The sequence below is a fragment of the Litchfieldella anticariensis FP35 = DSM 16096 genome (genome assembly GCF_000409775.1).
In the GTDB taxonomy this organism is placed as follows: domain Bacteria; phylum Pseudomonadota; class Gammaproteobacteria; order Pseudomonadales; family Halomonadaceae; genus Litchfieldella; species Litchfieldella anticariensis.
Map to the genome: position 1 here is coordinate 1008291 of NZ_KE332388.1, position 15375 is coordinate 1023665.

15 protein-coding genes are annotated in these 15375 nt (G+C 52.4%); 1 reads left to right on the forward strand and 14 read right to left on the reverse strand.

The window, feature by feature from the left end:
- Positions 1 to 152: 152 nt before the first annotated feature.
- The 10 genes from L861_RS11610 to L861_RS11655 form a co-directional block, all read right to left on the reverse strand.
- Entirely contained in the window at positions 153 to 572 is a 420-nt protein-coding gene (locus tag L861_RS11610) for an ASCH domain-containing protein (RefSeq protein ID WP_144063015.1), read from the reverse strand.
- Positions 565 to 2670, reverse strand: a complete 2106-nt coding sequence (locus L861_RS11615) for a GNAT family N-acetyltransferase (protein ID WP_016416161.1) — start codon at positions 2668 to 2670, stop codon at positions 565 to 567. The genes L861_RS11610 and L861_RS11615 overlap by 8 nt, the downstream gene beginning before the upstream one ends.
- Positions 2671 to 2941: 271 nt before the next feature.
- A complete protein-coding gene (locus tag L861_RS11620; protein WP_016416162.1) occupies positions 2942 to 3376 on the reverse strand; it encodes a TIGR02391 family protein in 435 nt (144 codons plus the stop codon).
- A gap of 359 nt (positions 3377 to 3735) precedes the next feature.
- Positions 3736 to 4188: a hypothetical protein gene (locus L861_RS11625; RefSeq protein WP_016416164.1), complete on the reverse strand. Its 453-nt coding sequence runs from the start codon at positions 4186 to 4188 to the stop codon at positions 3736 to 3738.
- An 86-nt stretch (positions 4189 to 4274) separates the two neighbouring features.
- Positions 4275 to 5567 carry a hypothetical protein gene (locus L861_RS11630; protein ID WP_144063016.1) on the reverse strand — a complete coding sequence of 431 codons (1293 nt, stop codon included), beginning with the start codon at positions 5565 to 5567 and terminating at the stop codon, positions 4275 to 4277.
- A 9-nt stretch (positions 5568 to 5576) separates the two neighbouring features.
- Positions 5577 to 6754 (reverse strand): IS3 family transposase gene (locus L861_RS24185; protein ID WP_144063017.1). Its coding sequence is split into 2 segments (ribosomal slippage): positions 5577 to 6458 and positions 6461 to 6754, totalling 1176 coding nucleotides; the frame shifts between segments, so codons are not numbered across the junction.
- 74 nt (positions 6755 to 6828) lie between these two features.
- Positions 6829 to 7320: a lysozyme family protein gene (locus L861_RS24525; protein ID WP_144063018.1), complete on the reverse strand. Its 492-nt coding sequence runs from the start codon at positions 7318 to 7320 to the stop codon at positions 6829 to 6831.
- Positions 7321 to 7836: 516 nt separating this feature from the next.
- Positions 7837 to 9414 (reverse strand): glutamine-hydrolyzing GMP synthase, encoded by a 1578-nt coding sequence (gene guaA / locus L861_RS11645; protein ID WP_016416167.1) that lies wholly within the window; start codon positions 9412 to 9414, stop codon positions 7837 to 7839.
- 206 nt (positions 9415 to 9620) lie between these two features.
- On the reverse strand, positions 9621 to 11090 hold the full coding sequence (gene guaB, locus L861_RS11650) for an IMP dehydrogenase (protein ID WP_016416168.1): 1470 nt from the start codon (positions 11088 to 11090) through the stop codon (positions 9621 to 9623).
- A gap of 112 nt (positions 11091 to 11202) precedes the next feature.
- Positions 11203 to 12243 carry an ABC transporter substrate-binding protein gene (locus L861_RS11655; protein ID WP_016416169.1) on the reverse strand — a complete coding sequence of 347 codons (1041 nt, stop codon included), beginning with the start codon at positions 12241 to 12243 and terminating at the stop codon, positions 11203 to 11205.
- 396 nt (positions 12244 to 12639) lie between these two features.
- Between L861_RS11655 and L861_RS11660 the strand changes: the two genes are divergently transcribed.
- Positions 12640 to 12900 carry a hypothetical protein gene (locus L861_RS11660; RefSeq protein WP_016416170.1) on the forward strand — a complete coding sequence of 87 codons (261 nt, stop codon included), beginning with the start codon at positions 12640 to 12642 and terminating at the stop codon, positions 12898 to 12900.
- 237 nt (positions 12901 to 13137) lie between these two features.
- On the opposite strand, the gene L861_RS11665 is transcribed toward L861_RS11660, so the two are convergent.
- From L861_RS11665 to L861_RS11680, 4 genes are all read right to left on the reverse strand, one after another.
- Positions 13138 to 13458, reverse strand: coding sequence for a bacteriocin immunity protein (locus L861_RS11665; RefSeq protein ID WP_016416171.1), 321 nt, complete (start codon positions 13456 to 13458; stop codon positions 13138 to 13140).
- Positions 13459 to 13462: 4 nt separating this feature from the next.
- On the reverse strand, positions 13463 to 14005 hold the full coding sequence (locus tag L861_RS25315) for a pyocin-S2/colicin E7-DNase domain-containing protein (protein WP_016416172.1): 543 nt from the start codon (positions 14003 to 14005) through the stop codon (positions 13463 to 13465).
- Positions 14006 to 14039: 34 nt separating this feature from the next.
- Positions 14040 to 14360, reverse strand: coding sequence for a bacteriocin immunity protein (locus L861_RS11675; RefSeq protein ID WP_016416173.1), 321 nt, complete (start codon positions 14358 to 14360; stop codon positions 14040 to 14042).
- A 4-nt stretch (positions 14361 to 14364) separates the two neighbouring features.
- On the reverse strand, positions 14365 to 15375 hold a 1011-nt coding region (locus L861_RS11680; RefSeq protein WP_016416174.1), incomplete at its 5' end, for a pyocin-S2/colicin E7-DNase domain-containing protein.

Sequence of the window (15375 nt, forward strand, 5' to 3'; positions counted from 1 at the left end):
CTTTATCGTCGACTGGAGCGGGGCAAGCCGGCACTGCAGCTGCAGGAAGTACTGGATGTGCTCGACTTGAAGAGGGCTTGAGGTCGTCGTGTGGTGCAAGGGTGCAAACACAGTGGCGTGTGCCAGGCGAATACCATTACTGCATATGTAACCTAAGCGTAAAAAGCCGAGTACAGGGCTCTTTCAGGACAAAGTTTTGAAAAGAACTGCGGCGGCTGGAAGTTTTTCTCATACTCCCTCATAGTATTTAAGCAAATATCTTTACTTAATGGCTGCACATTCTTCAAGCCTATAGCTGAAACAGCGCTTCGGCCTTTTGTATACTCGTCAAACTCCTCTTTTGATATGCATATCTCTTTTCCATACTTGGTCCACACTTCATTTGGAGGCAATGAATCAGTAAACATAATCTCCGCCGAAAGCATAACTTTTCCAACAGGAAGAGTCACATAAACCCATAACCTAGACCCAGCCGGCAAAGTTATGCTTCTTGTTCTAAGCTCAACCGTTTTAGCCCCAGATAAAATATTATCAACATGCCTAGGCTTAATAGAAATAATTGCATCACTCATCGAACGCCGCCTCAATTAGAATCTTCAGCTTGGCTATACCTATTTTCTCTGGAGAAGCAAGATTTGCATTGCTGATCACTCCTAATTGTTTAGCCTGCCTGAAGGGAATTCTGCGGTCAAATTCTAAAAAGTTATCAAATGTGAAGACATGAAGCTTGCCAGACCTATCTGTCTGTGCAACCAACTCTTCGTAAGACAAAACTCCCTGCCTATCAACTTTTACAACTGCCTCATCAATAGTCACCACATCAGAATACGTTATGCGCGCAAAACCGATTATTTCTTGAATACTCTTATATCCCGAAATGTAAAAAGCAACGACTCTTCCCTTTTTGAAAAGAGAGGATTTACTGCTAGACCGGAAATATGCCTTTTCAAGCAAGAGAATTTTATCATGGCTTGGCAGAAGGGAAAGCTGGCTTGTAACATTCCCTATCAAGCCATTAGCGTAGTTTTCACGAATAGGGACAAGAACACACTCTCTCTCATAACTCAATATAAATCTTGGTGAAATCATTGTCTCAAAATCAAACCATGATAAAACCTTGATCTGGCCAGTAGAGTCAGTAAAGTAAACCCCCGTATGCGAAAGCTCCTTTTTAGAGGGGAATTTATTTGAGATAGAAAACCCACAAAGCGATTTAATTTCTCTTGCGAATCCACCCCAGTTGTTAGAACACAAAAAAAGGCTGCAAATTATTTTGCAAAAACAGCCTTCTGCCTTGAAAAAACCTTTCCTCAGCAAAGTTTCCTCAGTAAGCACTTGTCCCTGGCCAATATACAAATCCAGCCGATAAGAAAACCCACTTTTATATCTAAGCGCCGTTTCAAGAAAGTGATCTATGGCCGCCATGGCTTTGGGAGACGACTCGTCAACATACAAGAAAGCCATTGTTCTTTTTGTTGATTTTATTGGCTTTTGGAAAAAATACACTCCAAATAAATTACCATCTAGCCTAGCCTCATAAACTGTCCCACCATCCTCAACCGGCGAGGTCGAAAAGAGCCTATCAAAAACAACTTCTGGAGCTGAAAACTCCTGTAAAAAACTTCTTACTTCCGGCGTATCAATAGAAGCTGATAAGCTAAAATCAGAATTCATGGGGCTAGAAACATCTAACGTGTCACCATCATCAAAAATTAGCTCATCAGGAGAGATAACGGCTAAGTTAAATTTATCTTTAAGGGCGTCGCATGCCCTTAACAAGGCTTTTTCGCGCGTAACAAATCCACCAACTCCAGATAAAACACAATACGCCAAGTGAATCAGATCAGACTCATCATTTTCCGCGGCCTTCCTATTTGGCGATCGATGTGGAAATACAATCTCCCTTAACGAATCTGCCGTACTCGGAATGTCTCCCTCAGCTTTTAACTCTGGAAATGCTTCAGCAAGCTTAAGCACAGGATCTGTGGGAAAATTAGCAGACTGTCTCTCCAACTCTCTCTTGAACTCAGGAGTAATACAAATTGAGAATCCACCTTGGAAACCAACCTTCATGATCCTGGTTACCTTCTCATGACCTTGTCTTTGCTTAACAATATCAAGCAGTAGATTTAAATCCAAGGCATAAACGGGGCGAATCAGAATAGGTCGACTCGGTGTCAAGCTTGAAGGATCATCAACGAGACCCCCCAATAAGTCGTTAGACTCAAGTGAGCACCCTCTTATATTAATCGTACGCTTTGTTGCTTCACCCCCTTTGACCTGCCTGTGTATAGCAAACCCTACTTTTTCCCAGAAGGTATTTGCAGGCAAGTCAGACGCCACCCTAGCTGAAATTGTATGATAGTGATTTTTCGTGGCATATTCTTTTAAATAATTAATTAAAAGCCTACCGACTCCACACCCCTTAACAGAGTCACATACGTAAATTTGAAAAACCTTAAGGGTTGGCATAGTGCCACCAAATATCAAATACCCCTTAAGATCTTTTTCCTTATTAACTGCAACCCATAGCCGTCCTTTTGACGCCATTTGCTCATATACTGAGGCGGATAAAAAACCAAAGGAATTCTTATTTTTATCTGCAATCGATGAAACCTCACCAACATAACTACAAACTTGATCATACTGTTTCAAAATAACATAATCCATGCCCCCTCCTAAAAAGGATCACTAAAAATAACTTCAACTTTTACTACTTAAACACATAGTTTTACCGTGTCATTAATAGACAACTACTCTTCAGACTTTGAGAAAGTCGCTCATGGTCAGGTCAAGGTATTCAGCGCTGGTGTTCCCCCAAAGAAATGGAAACGCACCATCAGCTAATTTATTCGAATTCTATCGGGCTCCGGTAACCAAGGCCACTGTGAAGGCGATGGTTATTATAAAAGCCATCAATACAGCACCTGATTTGGCATTGTTAAGGCTCATGTGCCTCGGCAGCGCGGCGCGTCAGCAGCGAAGCAAAGATGAGATACTGTGCTGCCTTCTCATCCGTTAAATCGTGCTGCAAGCTATGTGCTTTTGGGTTGCGTATCCCTATATATGCACCTTGATATATATGCAAAAATCCGGCCTGATCGTTTCTGCCAGATCCTGCCTCAATCTCGCTCAAGATCAGCCGAGGTTTTTTAACCGAGAACACCTGGCCGACCAGTTTGGCACCATCCATGTCCAATCCGGTTCTCGCTCTAATTAGGTCAAAAACGGCAGTAAAGGCATTGAGTGCGGCATCGCGCAGGTGACCCACTCGATATTGCTGATAGGCATGCTCGAATATTACTGGGTACAGCAAATTTTCGAAGCCGAGATAGTCCGGTTGCTCTTGGCTCTCCAGCAGGTGCTGCTCCGCCATATTCTCTATTTGCGGAAGGTCACGATTAAGGATCTCGTCGTAATCATGTGGATCACCGAACCCGATATGGCGCCCGAGATATCAAGCCCGGTTGGGTCGTAGTGCTCTTCCCACAGGCGGCGAAGGTTAGCGTAATCCATTTTCAGGTACCCCATTGATTACTTTGGCAGCACCAGTATCATCTGCTTTATGAGCGGCTGCTGCGTCGAAAGACTTCTTCCTTATCTCTCGTAACACTCGATTTACTTTCAAGTACTATCCGATCACTAGAACAACCTCATGTCTTGAGCCCTAACGTCGTGCATAACGGCGAGCGAGTCCGGAGAAGGCCGAAGGCCGTAGCGAGTTGGTACACTTTGTCATGTACCTGGATTTGCATAAATAGCCTTAAACAACAGCCGAATTGATTTCTCTGATGCTTCTTTTAACAAATCGTGATACTCGGCGACATTGTCCATTTCACCTTCCGGCAGGAACTTGGACTGACCACCCTCAGAAACATGCACCAGTGCATTTCTGGTCTTCCTAAGCCACTCCAAATCAGGATTATCATTGAATATGGCTTTCGAGTTAGAACGATAATCCAAAACTTCCGTATCTCGCATTGTTGCGTCTATGGCCGCGTGTGCCAAAACAATTACAGAAACCCAAGCACCAGCACAAAAAGCTGCTTCAATATCATATGCGATAAAAGTACCTTGTGAGCTCAGAAGATACGAGGCCAATGGGTGCTGGCACTCTTCCTCCACTTGGCGCAGCCACTCATACCTTTCATTCCAAACTTCTCTCGGCACATGATCGGCATAAGCCATTCACTTAGCTCCCATTCCCCACATAACGCCAGCATTTGCGGCTGGTTTAGAGCGCAGCGTAAAACCATTCCGGCAACATGCGATTGTTAGCCATTTCCCGTTAACTCTCGTTTGATTTTTTCACGAGCTAAAGATCTAGCTTTTCGTAACATACCCTTAAGCACTGTAGGTTTTTTATCACTTAGCTGTGTAAAGTAATCAGCAGTACCAACTGGCTTGCATTCCACCTGCCCAGACAGATGCTTCATTCCCTCAGGACAGACATTGATGCCTGGATTAATAATAGTCAGTTTTCGTGTGGCTGAGAAGGAAAGCCAATCAGCTATCTGATCGTCTATATGCTTGTCTCCAAAGCTATACCCAACACAAATAAGTTCACGGGCATAATTTAAGTTACCTTTGAAAAGGGAAAGAAATTCAGATGGTGCTATCTGGCTCAGTTTTTTGGTGAACTTATGAGTCCCTGACAATAGGCTTTTCCGTAGGAACTGAATTTCTCCGTCTTCATCCTCGTAAATATTTTCATTCGTACATACAACACCATCACGAACTGCAATATCTTGATTGATTTGATTTAGAAGCTGAATCTGGGAAGATAGAGATTCTGGATCATTCTCAACGGCCTTTATCTTCAAATAGCTAAGCTCGTCATTTTGACCAAATATATCTAAAGAACCATGCAGCTTAATGAGATTAATTCCAAATTCACCGTGCCCAAAGAAATCATATTGATTCTCTTCAATGGATTTACGGCTTAACCGTTCAAAGAGGAAACTATGTATTGAGCCGTTGGCAGTTTTCATAGGAATGCTAACTTCTTCATTAAAGCCTGACTTTAATGGTATGCCGAATTTGAGTGCCAACATTTCAGTTATGCAATCATGATTTAGGGAAAAAACCCAAAGCGGCTTGTTATTTTCAGCCATTCCTTTGATTGAGGAAAAATCGTCCAATGCTGCCAACGCATAACGCGTGTTTTTGACCTGGCGCTCCATTAGAAGACCATATACAGTTTGAAGTACAAAGCCAAGCGCCGCATGGTAGCTCTGTCTTTTACTTTGATCTCGTTCTCTAGAGCACTCTACCTCTATCGCCCCTATGATGTTCTCATAATGTAAATTCTTATTTTCTAATAGAGATACAAGGCATGAGACGACATCGTGATCCCATCCGCCACCTTGGGACTTCCAATTTTCATTAAATAAAACAAGTTTTTCGGGAGTTAACCAGCGCCTTATTTCAGCAGTTAACTCCCAAACAAGAGGCATTCCGCAGTCATACGTCGCCCCCGCACCTATAAATAAAGCTTTCATCTGAATTGGTGGCTCATCAATTGCCCGGCGACCGTAGGGATGATGCTCCCCCAAAAAAATGGACACGCTCTATTCTCACATGACGGCCTCAAACTCTCGCGGAGTCTGATAACCAAGGCCACTGTGTAGCCTCTGGGTGTTGTAGAATCTATCGATGTAATTCCTTATATGTTTTAGCAATTGGCGGATGGTCACAAAGCTGGTGGCGTGTAACAGTTCGCCCTTCAATGTCTTGAAGAAGGACTCAACCTCGGCATTGTCGGTACATTGGCCTGGGCGGTTCATGCTGTGGCGTACTTGGTGGCGTTGTAGCAACGCTTGGGTTTTTCGTGCGCGATATTCAACACCTCGATCCGTGTGAAGCAGTAGTCCTGGTGCCGGTTGCCGCGAAGTGAATGCCTGTCTCAGCGCTCCCCGGGATAAATCACCATCCAAGCGTTCCGCCAGTTGCCAGCCAATCACCCGGCGCGAGTACAGATCCAACACTACCGCTAGATACACCCAGCGTCGCCCCAGCCTGATATAGGTGACATCACTGCTCCACTGCTGATCGATGCCGACCGGCTTCGCTTCCACCAAGCGGTGATTGGGGAGAGCCTTCAACTCCTCCCGGCGTTTGAGCAAACGGCGATACACGCGACTCACACGAGCTTTCATGCCCCATTCCCGCATCAGCCTCGCGATCCGATTTTCGCTGGCCACTATCCCTTCGCGACGGAGTGCCTGGTAAACCTTGGGGCTACCGTAGCGATGATGGCTAGCGGTGTAGATTCGGTGAATGTGGCCCAACAGCTCTGCATTTTGCACTGCTCGCTGACTAGGCTTGCGATGCAACCACGCATAGTAGCCTGACCGAGAGACCTTCAAATGACGGCACAGCGCCTTTACGGAGTATCGTTCCCGGTGTTTCCAGACGAACCGGAAGGCTTCCTGCGTGCTTCCGCCTGGAAACGTTGCCACTTTTTTAAGATGTCATTCTCCTCTTCCAGCTCAGCGACTCGGCGCTTGAGACGGTTGATCTCATCCTGTTCTTTCAGTTGCTTCTTGGCGTCTGGCGGCGCCTTCGGCTTGCTCATGGCAAATTTCCCTTCCCGGTATTCCTTGCGCCAGCGTGACAGCATGAAGGGGTGAATATCCAGCGCTTCGGCTACGCCTTTGACACTTCGGTGGGACTGATGGCTCCACTGGACAGCTTTGACCTTGAATTCAACCGAATACTTTTGAGTCTTCTTCCCCGTATTCATTGCCGGCATCGTTCACCTCCATAGCGGTTAGCGATGCGTGTCCACTGAAGTGGGGGAAGTCCAGGAGCGATTGATGTCGCTTGTTAGCCATGAATTTTATTCCACTTCCACTCATCACCTTTAACTTCATGCTTTGTTTTAGAATGCCCGATCCATCGGCCATTCATTGAGCTTGAATCGGTGATTTGCAACTGAAATGCACCAAAATACCCATTTGAATCATTTTTGTCATACCAGTCGCCTACCAAGTAATCGTTTACGATTTTTCCAAACACTACATAAGTTTTCGATTTCGACTGAAATTCAGTATAGCAATAATTACCAAATTGACGAATCACAGGGTGACTGCGGCGATCACTAGATTCAGAAAACCCCGAACTACCAGCAGACTCCCATATTTGCTCCCACTTACCTGAGATATTTATTGGTTTGGACCTGAACATTCCACGCACAGGTATTCGCCAAAAATACTTTACAAACAGTGGAGCCAATTTGAAATCGAGGATTGTTTTTACAATTAAGACAGCAACAGGGGCCAACAAACCTGTCGCTATTACATTCCAATCTATGCTCATAAGCTCCTTTTGTGTGGCTAACAAGTATTAGGTCACACGCTCCGATATTGGATGAACGCGCCTGCTGCCTTTGCCACCATGTCCGCTCTAGATCGATTTCTGCCCTTCGTCTGCTACTTTGCTGCCCACCGATACAAGGCAGCCTCCATCAAACCAATGCCGCCTCCGCTTGTCGCGAGCTAACGCTGCCTCCAACAATCGTCGATGTAAGAGCGGGGCATTATTGGATCGGAAGCAGAACTCTGCACTAAGATCTTTCTAGGCTAATTCCGAAGGTGGCGTTATCGATATAAGTTGTTTTATTTGTCAACGCACGCTACCGCCCGGGGATGACATCGTTTCCCTGCGACAGTCCTTGTCTGCGTTGTACTACCTTTTCTATCGGCGGTCGCCTCGGCGACCTTAACCCGAGTAAACAAAACCCTGTTACGAATTGCAAAGAAAAAGGGCCTACCTTTTGGTAAGCCCTTGATCTCGGTCAGCTTAGCCGTGTCAGGCGTTCCGCCTAGGCGTGCCTCACTCCCACTCGATCGTCGCGGGCGGCTTGCTGCTGACGTCATACGTCACGCGAGAGACGCCTTCCAGCTCGTTGATGATGCGGTTGGAGACGGTTTCCAGCAGTTCGTACGGCAGGTGCGCCCAGCGGGCGGTCATGAAGTCGATGGTTTCCACGGCGCGCAGGGCAATGACCCATTCGTAGCGGCGGCCGTCGCCGACCACACCGACCGATTTCACCGGCAGGAATACCGCGAAGGCTTGGCTGGTCTTGTGGTACCAGTCGGCCTTGTGCAGTTCTTCGATGAAGATGGCGTCGGCATCGCGCAGGATGTCGGCATATTCCTTCTTCACTTCGCCGAGGATGCGCACGCCGAGGCCCGGCCCCGGGAAGGGGTGGCGGTAGACCATGTCGTAAGGCAGGCCGAGTTCGAGGCCGAGCTTGCGCACTTCGTCCTTGAACAGTTCGCGCAGCGGTTCGACCAGCTTGAGCTTCATGGTCTCGGGCAGGCCGCCGACATTGTGGTGCGATTTGATCACGTGGGCCTTGCCGGTCTTGCTGGCGGCGGATTCGATCACGTCGGGATAGATGGTGCCCTGGGCCAGGAAGTCGACGCCTTCGATCTTGCTGGCCTCGTCGTCGAACACGTCGATGAAGGTGTTGCCGATGATCTTGCGCTTGTCCTCGGGGTCGCTCACGCCTTCCAGGCGCGACAGGAACTGGTCTTCGGCGTCGACGCGGATCACCTTGACGCCCATGTGGCGGGCGAAGGTTTCCATCACCTGCTCGCCTTCGTCCTTGCGCAGCAAGCCGTTGTCGACGAACACGCAGGTAAGCTGGTCGCCGATAGCCTTGTGCAGCAGCGCTGCGACCACCGAGGAGTCGACACCGCCGGAAAGGCCGAGCAGCACGTGGCGGTCGCCAACCTGGTCGCGCACGCGGGCGATCTGGTCTTCGATGATCTGCGCCGGTGTCCACAGCCGTTCGGCCTGGCAGATCTCCAGCACGAAGTGCTCGAGAATACGCTGACCTTGCAGGGTGTGGGTGACTTCGGGGTGGAACTGTACGCCGTAGAACTGCTTCTCTTCCCAAGCCATGGCGGCGATCGGGCAACTCGGTGTGGAGGCGATCACGCTAAAGGTGTCGGGCACCCGGGCGACCTTGTCGCCGTGGCTCATCCACACGTCGAGCAGCGCCTTGTCGGTCTCATGGTCGACGTGGTCCTTGATGTCCTTGAACAGCGCGGTCTCGGCGTCGATGCGCACCTGGGCGTAGCCGAATTCGCGCTTCTTGGAGCCTTCCACCGCGCCGCCGAGCTGCTCGGCCATGGTCTGCATGCCATAGCAGATACCCAGCACCGGCAGGCCCATTTCGAACACGCACTGCGGCGCGCGCGGTGAATCCAGTTCGGTGACGGACTCCGGCCCACCGGCAAGGATGATACCGTTGGGGTTGTACTCGCGGATCTCCTCCTCGGTGATATCGAAGGCACGGATCTCGGAGTAGACACCGATCTCGCGCACGCGGCGCGCGATGAGCTGGGTGTACTGGGAGCCGAAGTCGAGGATCAGGATCTTATGGGCGTGAATATCGGTCATGAAGGGGCCACCGGCGGTTGCAATGCAAGCAGCTGTGAGAGGTGTCACGAGCTGTCGGTACGAAAACGGATGATAGAGGGGAGATGGAAGTAGGAAGACGGAAGATAGAAGAGAAAAGAAGGAAGGGAGAAGGCGCTTCGTCTTTCTCCACTCTTACTTCCTACTTCTTACTTCCTACTTCTTATCTCTACCCTCTCGCGCGGGTCTTAGCCGGCACGATAGTTAGGAGCTTCTTTCGTAATCTGCACATCATGCACGTGCGATTCGGCGAAGCCGGCGCCGGTGATCTGCACGAATTCCGGCTTGGTGCGCATCTCCTGGATGCTGCGGCAGCCGGTGTAGCCCATCGAGGCACGCAGGCCACCTATCAACTGGTGGACGATGGCGCTCATCACGCCCTTGTAGGGCACACGGCCTTCGATGCCTTCCGGTACCAGCTTCTCGGCGCCTTCGCTCTTGTCTTGGAAATAGCGGTCGGCGGAGCCCTGGCTCTGGGCCATGGCGCCCATCGAGCCCATGCCGCGATAGGCCTTGTAGGTACGGCCCTGGTAGAGCTCGACTTCGCCCGGCGCCTCTTCGGTGCCGGCCAGCAGGCCGCCGATCATCACGCAGCTGGCGCCGGCGGCAATGGCCTTGGCCAGGTCGCCGGAGAAGCGCACGCCGCCGTCGGCGATCAGCGGAATGTCATATTCCTTGAGCGCTTCGGCAACGTTGGCTACCGCGGTGATCTGCGGTACGCCGACACCGGCCACCACGCGGGTGGTGCAGATGGAGCCGGGGCCGATACCGACCTTGACGCCGTCAGCGCCAGCTTCGGCCAGCGCCCGGGCGGCTTCGGCGGTGGCGATGTTGCCGCCGATCACCTGCACGTCGGGGAAGTGTTCCTTGACCCAGGCCACACGCTCGATCACGCCCTTGGAGTGGCCATGGGCGGTATCGACCACGATGGCGTCGACCCCGGCCTCGACCAGCGCCGCGACGCGCTCGGGCGTCTCGGGACCAGTACCCACGGCGGCACCAACCAGCAGGCGACCGTCGCTGTCCTTAGCGGCGTTGGGATAGGTCTTGGCCTTCTCGATGTCGCGTACCGTGACCAGGCCCTGCAGGCGGAAGGCGTCGTCGACGATCAGGATCTTCTCGATGCGGTTTTCCTGCAGCTTGGCCTTGATCACGTCGAGCGAAGTGCCGACCGGCACGGTGACCAGCTTCTCGCGCGGCGTCATGATCGCTTCGACGCTGTCGCTGTGGTCAGGCTGGAAGCGCATGTCACGGCCGGTGACGATGCCGACCAGGGTCTCGCCTTCGACCACCGGGAACCCGGAATAGCCGTATTCGTCGGCCATGGTCAGCAGGTCCTGCAGCTTGGCCTTGGGCCCGACGGTCACCGGGTCCTTGACGATCACGCTCTCGTGTTTCTTGACCTTGCGCACCTCGGCCGCCTGGCCGGCAATGGTCATGTTCTTGTGGATGATGCCGATGCCGCCTTCCTGGGCCATGGCGATGGCTAGCCGGGCTTCGGTGACGGTATCCATGGCGGAGGAAACGAGCGGGATGTTGAGTTCGAGATTGCGGGTCAGGCGGGACTTGAGGCTGACATCCTTGGGTAGAACGTCGGAATAGCCGGGAACGAGTAATACGTCATCGAACGTAAGAGCTTCTTGCGCCATACGTAACATATCGGCAACACCCATTGAACTGATGGAGGACGGGGCGTGGAGTGAAGTTAATCGACCATTATAACGGCTATAGGTTCGATGCGGCAATGTGCTCATGCACGGCAAGCAAGCCCTACTCGACGCTTTTCGCCCTATCGAATTCACGCGCCCACCGCGCCATGAAGGCATCGCGGCGTTGCGGGTCGACGAAGGCCAGCAGCGAGGCATTGAGCGGGATGGGATAGAGGCGATCGCCAACCTGGTCGCGCAGGCGTTGCGCAGTGTAGGGGCCGATCACGTCGGGGCGCACGCTGAACAGTGGCGTTTCCCCCGCGATCACCCGCTGGCCGTCGCGGCTGAGCAGAAAGTCGAGGAACGCCCGAGCCGCGCCAGGGTGTGGTGCATCGCGATGGATGAAGGCCATGCGCATCATCACCAGCGAGTAGTCCTGGGGCACCTGGACGATCACTTCGGGATGCTCCTGGGCCCACACCATGGCGTAGGAACCGAGCAGGTTGTAGCCCAGCCAGTAGCGCCCTTCGCTGATGCCTTCGAGCATGGCGCGGGTGTTGGCTTCCAGTACGGCGTCGGCGTTGCCCATCGCGGCCACTAGGTCCCAGAAGCGCGTGGTGTAGCGGGCGTCCTGCTGGAACAGGGTGTAGCCCACGCCGCTGCGCGAGGGAGAGTAGGTCGTCACCCGGCCGCGCAGCAGCTCCAACTGCTCGGTCAGCAAGGTATGCAGGTCGGCATGGGTGGATGGCGGCATCATGTGACGCGACAGGTCGAGACGATAGGCCATGACGATCGGCTCGAAGGTGAAGCCGAACACTTCGTTGCGCCATTTGGCCCACTCTGGCCAGTCACGTGCCTCGGCCGAATCCAATCGTCGCGCATAGCCTTCGTTGACGCGCGCCATCTGCCACGGCATGGCCGAGCTGATCACCACGTCCGGCGCCGGATCGGCCTCGGCAACACGCTCGTCGACTTGCAGGGTGGAACGATCGCGAAAATCCAGGGCGATATCGGGATACGCTTGCTCGAAGGCCTCCAGCAGTGGCGCGACCACGTCCTTGTCGAGCGCCGCCTCGACCACCAGCGGCGTCGCAGTCCAACCCGATGCTGGCACCAGCATCAGTGCGGCAAGCGCGAATGCGTGGAAGCGCCGAGATATCATGGCGTGTTCTCCTAGAGGGTGTTTACAGACGTGATCTTGCCCACTTCCTTCCAGAACGCTTCACGGAAATCAGCGAACGTGCCGAACGCTCATCTTCCCCGCAGTCTATCGGCAATCCGCGCGGGAATGGGAGTCCCCGGTTCCACTTGCCTGATCCAGCCAAGGCCCGCGTCGCCAGCGGGTCGGTCACGGGAGGCTCGGGCGTAAGCACGGGGGTATCTGCCTCCCGGAGGTGCGGGAGCATATGGTCGGCACTTTCCCCTTTGCTCATGCTACAATTCTCAAGTCACGGTAAATCCCGTGGCCGATCTTGGCGGATCGAATGACTCTAGGCGCGCAGCGCCTACCATGACAGGCGCTTATTTCATGCCAGCATGCGTTACTAGGAGTCTCGCCATGCATGTTTACCGGACTGCACTCGCCACTCGTCTCTCATGCCACAGGGCCGAATTCGCCCTGCTACTGGCCATTTACACCCGCGATGAAGGGGGCGTTATCGCCTTTCATGGCGTCGAGAAGTGGTCGTCTCTTCAAGCTTACATCGTTGCCCATCCTGAGTTAGCCGACCAGCCGGCGGAGCATGCCGACCTGGTGGGCTGGCCAGACTCATCGCTGGTGTGGCTGGGCAATACCGGCATTGCCGTTCGATGGCTGTAGCAGAGACAAGCCAGGTACCCTGCCCTGGCCTTGGCTGGGGCTAATGAGACGGTCTCCAGGAATGACACACCCTACGCAACGTAGCCTTTGAACCGCCCCGGGATTCCCGGAGACTCCATTTCTTGAGAGGGTGGAGTAATGATCACATCGAAAAAATACTCACGCGAGTTGGACTGGCAATAGGGGAACTTACTCGCCTGAAGGTGTTGGAGCGGGAAAACTGGGAATTGTGGCCAGTCATTCCGCCTTAAAGCCGGGCAAGCCCTTTTCGGCTCGCCAGCGTTTGACCTCCTCAATGATATGCTCAATCATCTGCGAAATATCAGCACCTTCTGGAATAGGTGGCTCTGGGTAAAAAATCACATCCATACCGCGTTCATGCTCGGTAACCAGCGAGAAATGATCTATCAGTTTATCAAGGTACCGCTCTTGTTCATCCTCCGTTCCTCCTACCTTTCCCGTTATCGCATCAAACATTTCCTGCATGAACACCCTGAACTCAGCTTCCGTATAGTCTTCAAAGTTGAACTTGAGTGGGAGGTTTGGGTTTTTATTCATAGTACTATCTTCTGGTCCTGTGAATGATGACATGCTGCCGTGGCGTCATGACCATAGGCATTGCCAGAAAACTGTCTGCGCTCGCCCATACGGCGTTAAAAATCAGCTCAAGGACCTCATTTACAACCACGTAAACTCCGTCTTTTCGCTGATTTTTGCCTTGTCTGGCCATCGCTCGCCGACTTTTCAGACAATGCCTGAGATTATCCATGTCATAGACGGCACCACCATGTTGAATTTCATGGGCGTGGTGAAGCTCGAACCGCTCGCGACCACCCACCTGCTCGGAAGAGATGGCGACTGGAGCTTTCCCTTCGGCTATTCGCTGGCGATTTATAATCGAAAACTGTTCACTTAGCGTCGGGTCATTGGCCACTTCCATCCAGAATGCCCTGCGAAAATCAGCGAACGTGCTGAACTCCCTGCCGCGCAGTCTATCAGCGATTTGCGAGGGGATGGGAGCCCCCAGTTCCTGACTGACGTATATCGCAATGTTAAATAGCGGCGGAGACAGGGGGCAACGAGCTGGATAAAGTGCTGGAAACATGAAAGGTGATATAGCGTCACACTCCTTGGACCGGTCATTCCTCCTTGAAACCGGGCAACCCTTGTTCGGCTCGCCAGCGTTTGACCTCCTCTATGATATGCTCAATCATCTGCTCAATATCAACATCTTTAGGAGGAGGTGGCTCTGGGTAGAAAATCACATCTGTGCCGCGTTCATGTTCGGTGACCAACACAAAATGCCGTACTAGCTTTGTCAAATATCTATCCCGTTCTTCATGCGTCCCTCCGAGTTCGCTTGACATTGCAGCGAACATTTCCTTCATGAACTCGCGAAACTCTGATTCTGTATATTCCTCAAAATTAAACTTGAGTGGGAGATTGGAATTCTTTTTCATGCCATTACCTTCTGGTCCTGTGAATGTCGATATGCTGCCGTGGTGTCATGACCCTGAGGTTATCCATATCATAAACAGCACCGCCATGCTGAATTTCATGGGTATGATGAATTTCAAAACGTTCACGTCCTCCTACTCGCTCGGACGAGATAGTATAAGGGGATTTACCGTCTGCCATTATAATGCGGTTTGGCAGAATAAATTGCTCACTTAGCGTCGGGTCATTGGCCACTTCCATCCAGAATGCCCTGCGAAAATCAGCGAACGTGCTGAACTCCCTGCCGCGCAGTCTATCAGCGATTTGCGCGGGGATGGGAGCCCCCAGTTCCTGACTGGTCTGTTCCAGCCAACGCCCAGTCACCTCTTCCCCCTGGCCCGTTGCGGTACCCGCTTCATTGCGTGGCTCTACCTTGAAGACAATGTAGATAGCCTCGGCTCGCACGTCTTCCGGGAAGATCAGGATGGCGTCGTTCCAATCCTGCGGTAAGGCGGGATACTCGGTCGTGGTGGCCTGTGATGCTTCGTCCGCAACTGGGTAGACCATGATCCCGTTCAGCAGGTGGGTATCGGCACTCGGCAGCGGCGACAGTTGCTCCTGGAGCGGGCCGTCGTTCGGCGTCCATGTCAGGGTGATACCGTTGAGGTGGGCTTCGAGGTACGTCTTGTCCGCCGACCATTGCACCTGACGGACGGGCACCATTTCGGCAGGCGTGCCCTGGCGAACGTGAAACCCGGCAATCTGTGTACTGCCATCGGCCAGTGTCTGTATCGAGAAGCGGACGCGCGTCGGCGCTTCCGACATGCGGCGTATCTGGTCGGTCGTGAGCAGGGTGCCATCGCTATAGCCTCCGGGCAGAAAGGCCAATAGATGCAGATAGGCACGCCCCGGGCCAGTATCGAGGAACCGCCCCACTGCCTCGATGCGGTCGTCGGCGTTTCCGGTGACCACGCCGGCCAGTGCCGTGGCAGCGCTTGCCACCCCGGCCGCTTCCAGCCCCGTGGCCACCGCCGGCAC

Bases quoted from the DNA above. Each gene is read 5' to 3' on its own strand.
- L861_RS11665 (WP_016416171.1), bottom strand. From the start codon at position 13,458: ATGAATAAAAACCCAAACCTCCCACTCAAGTTCAACTTTGAAGACTAT.
- L861_RS11620 (WP_016416162.1), bottom strand. From the start codon at position 3,376: ATGGCGGAGCAGCACCTGCTGGAGAGCCAAGAGCAACCGGACTATCTC.
- guaA (WP_016416167.1), bottom strand. From the start codon at position 9,414: ATGACCGATATTCACGCCCATAAGATCCTGATCCTCGACTTCGGCTCC.
- L861_RS11615 (WP_016416161.1), bottom strand. From the start codon at position 2,670: ATGGATTATGTTATTTTGAAACAGTATGATCAAGTTTGTAGTTATGTT.
- L861_RS11610 (WP_144063015.1), bottom strand. From the start codon at position 572: ATGAGTGATGCAATTATTTCTATTAAGCCTAGGCATGTTGATAATATT.
- L861_RS25315 (WP_016416172.1), bottom strand. From the start codon at position 14,005: ATGTTTCCAGCACTTTATCCAGCTCGTTGCCCCCTGTCTCCGCCGCTA.
- L861_RS24525 (WP_144063018.1), bottom strand. From the start codon at position 7,320: ATGAGCATAGATTGGAATGTAATAGCGACAGGTTTGTTGGCCCCTGTT.
- L861_RS11625 (WP_016416164.1), bottom strand. From the start codon at position 4,188: ATGGCTTATGCCGATCATGTGCCGAGAGAAGTTTGGAATGAAAGGTAT.
- L861_RS11660 (WP_016416170.1), top strand. From the start codon at position 12,640: ATGCATGTTTACCGGACTGCACTCGCCACTCGTCTCTCATGCCACAGG.
- L861_RS11655 (WP_016416169.1), bottom strand. From the start codon at position 12,243: ATGATATCTCGGCGCTTCCACGCATTCGCGCTTGCCGCACTGATGCTG.
- guaB (WP_016416168.1), bottom strand. From the start codon at position 11,090: ATGTTACGTATGGCGCAAGAAGCTCTTACGTTCGATGACGTATTACTC.
- L861_RS11675 (WP_016416173.1), bottom strand. From the start codon at position 14,360: ATGAAAAAGAATTCCAATCTCCCACTCAAGTTTAATTTTGAGGAATAT.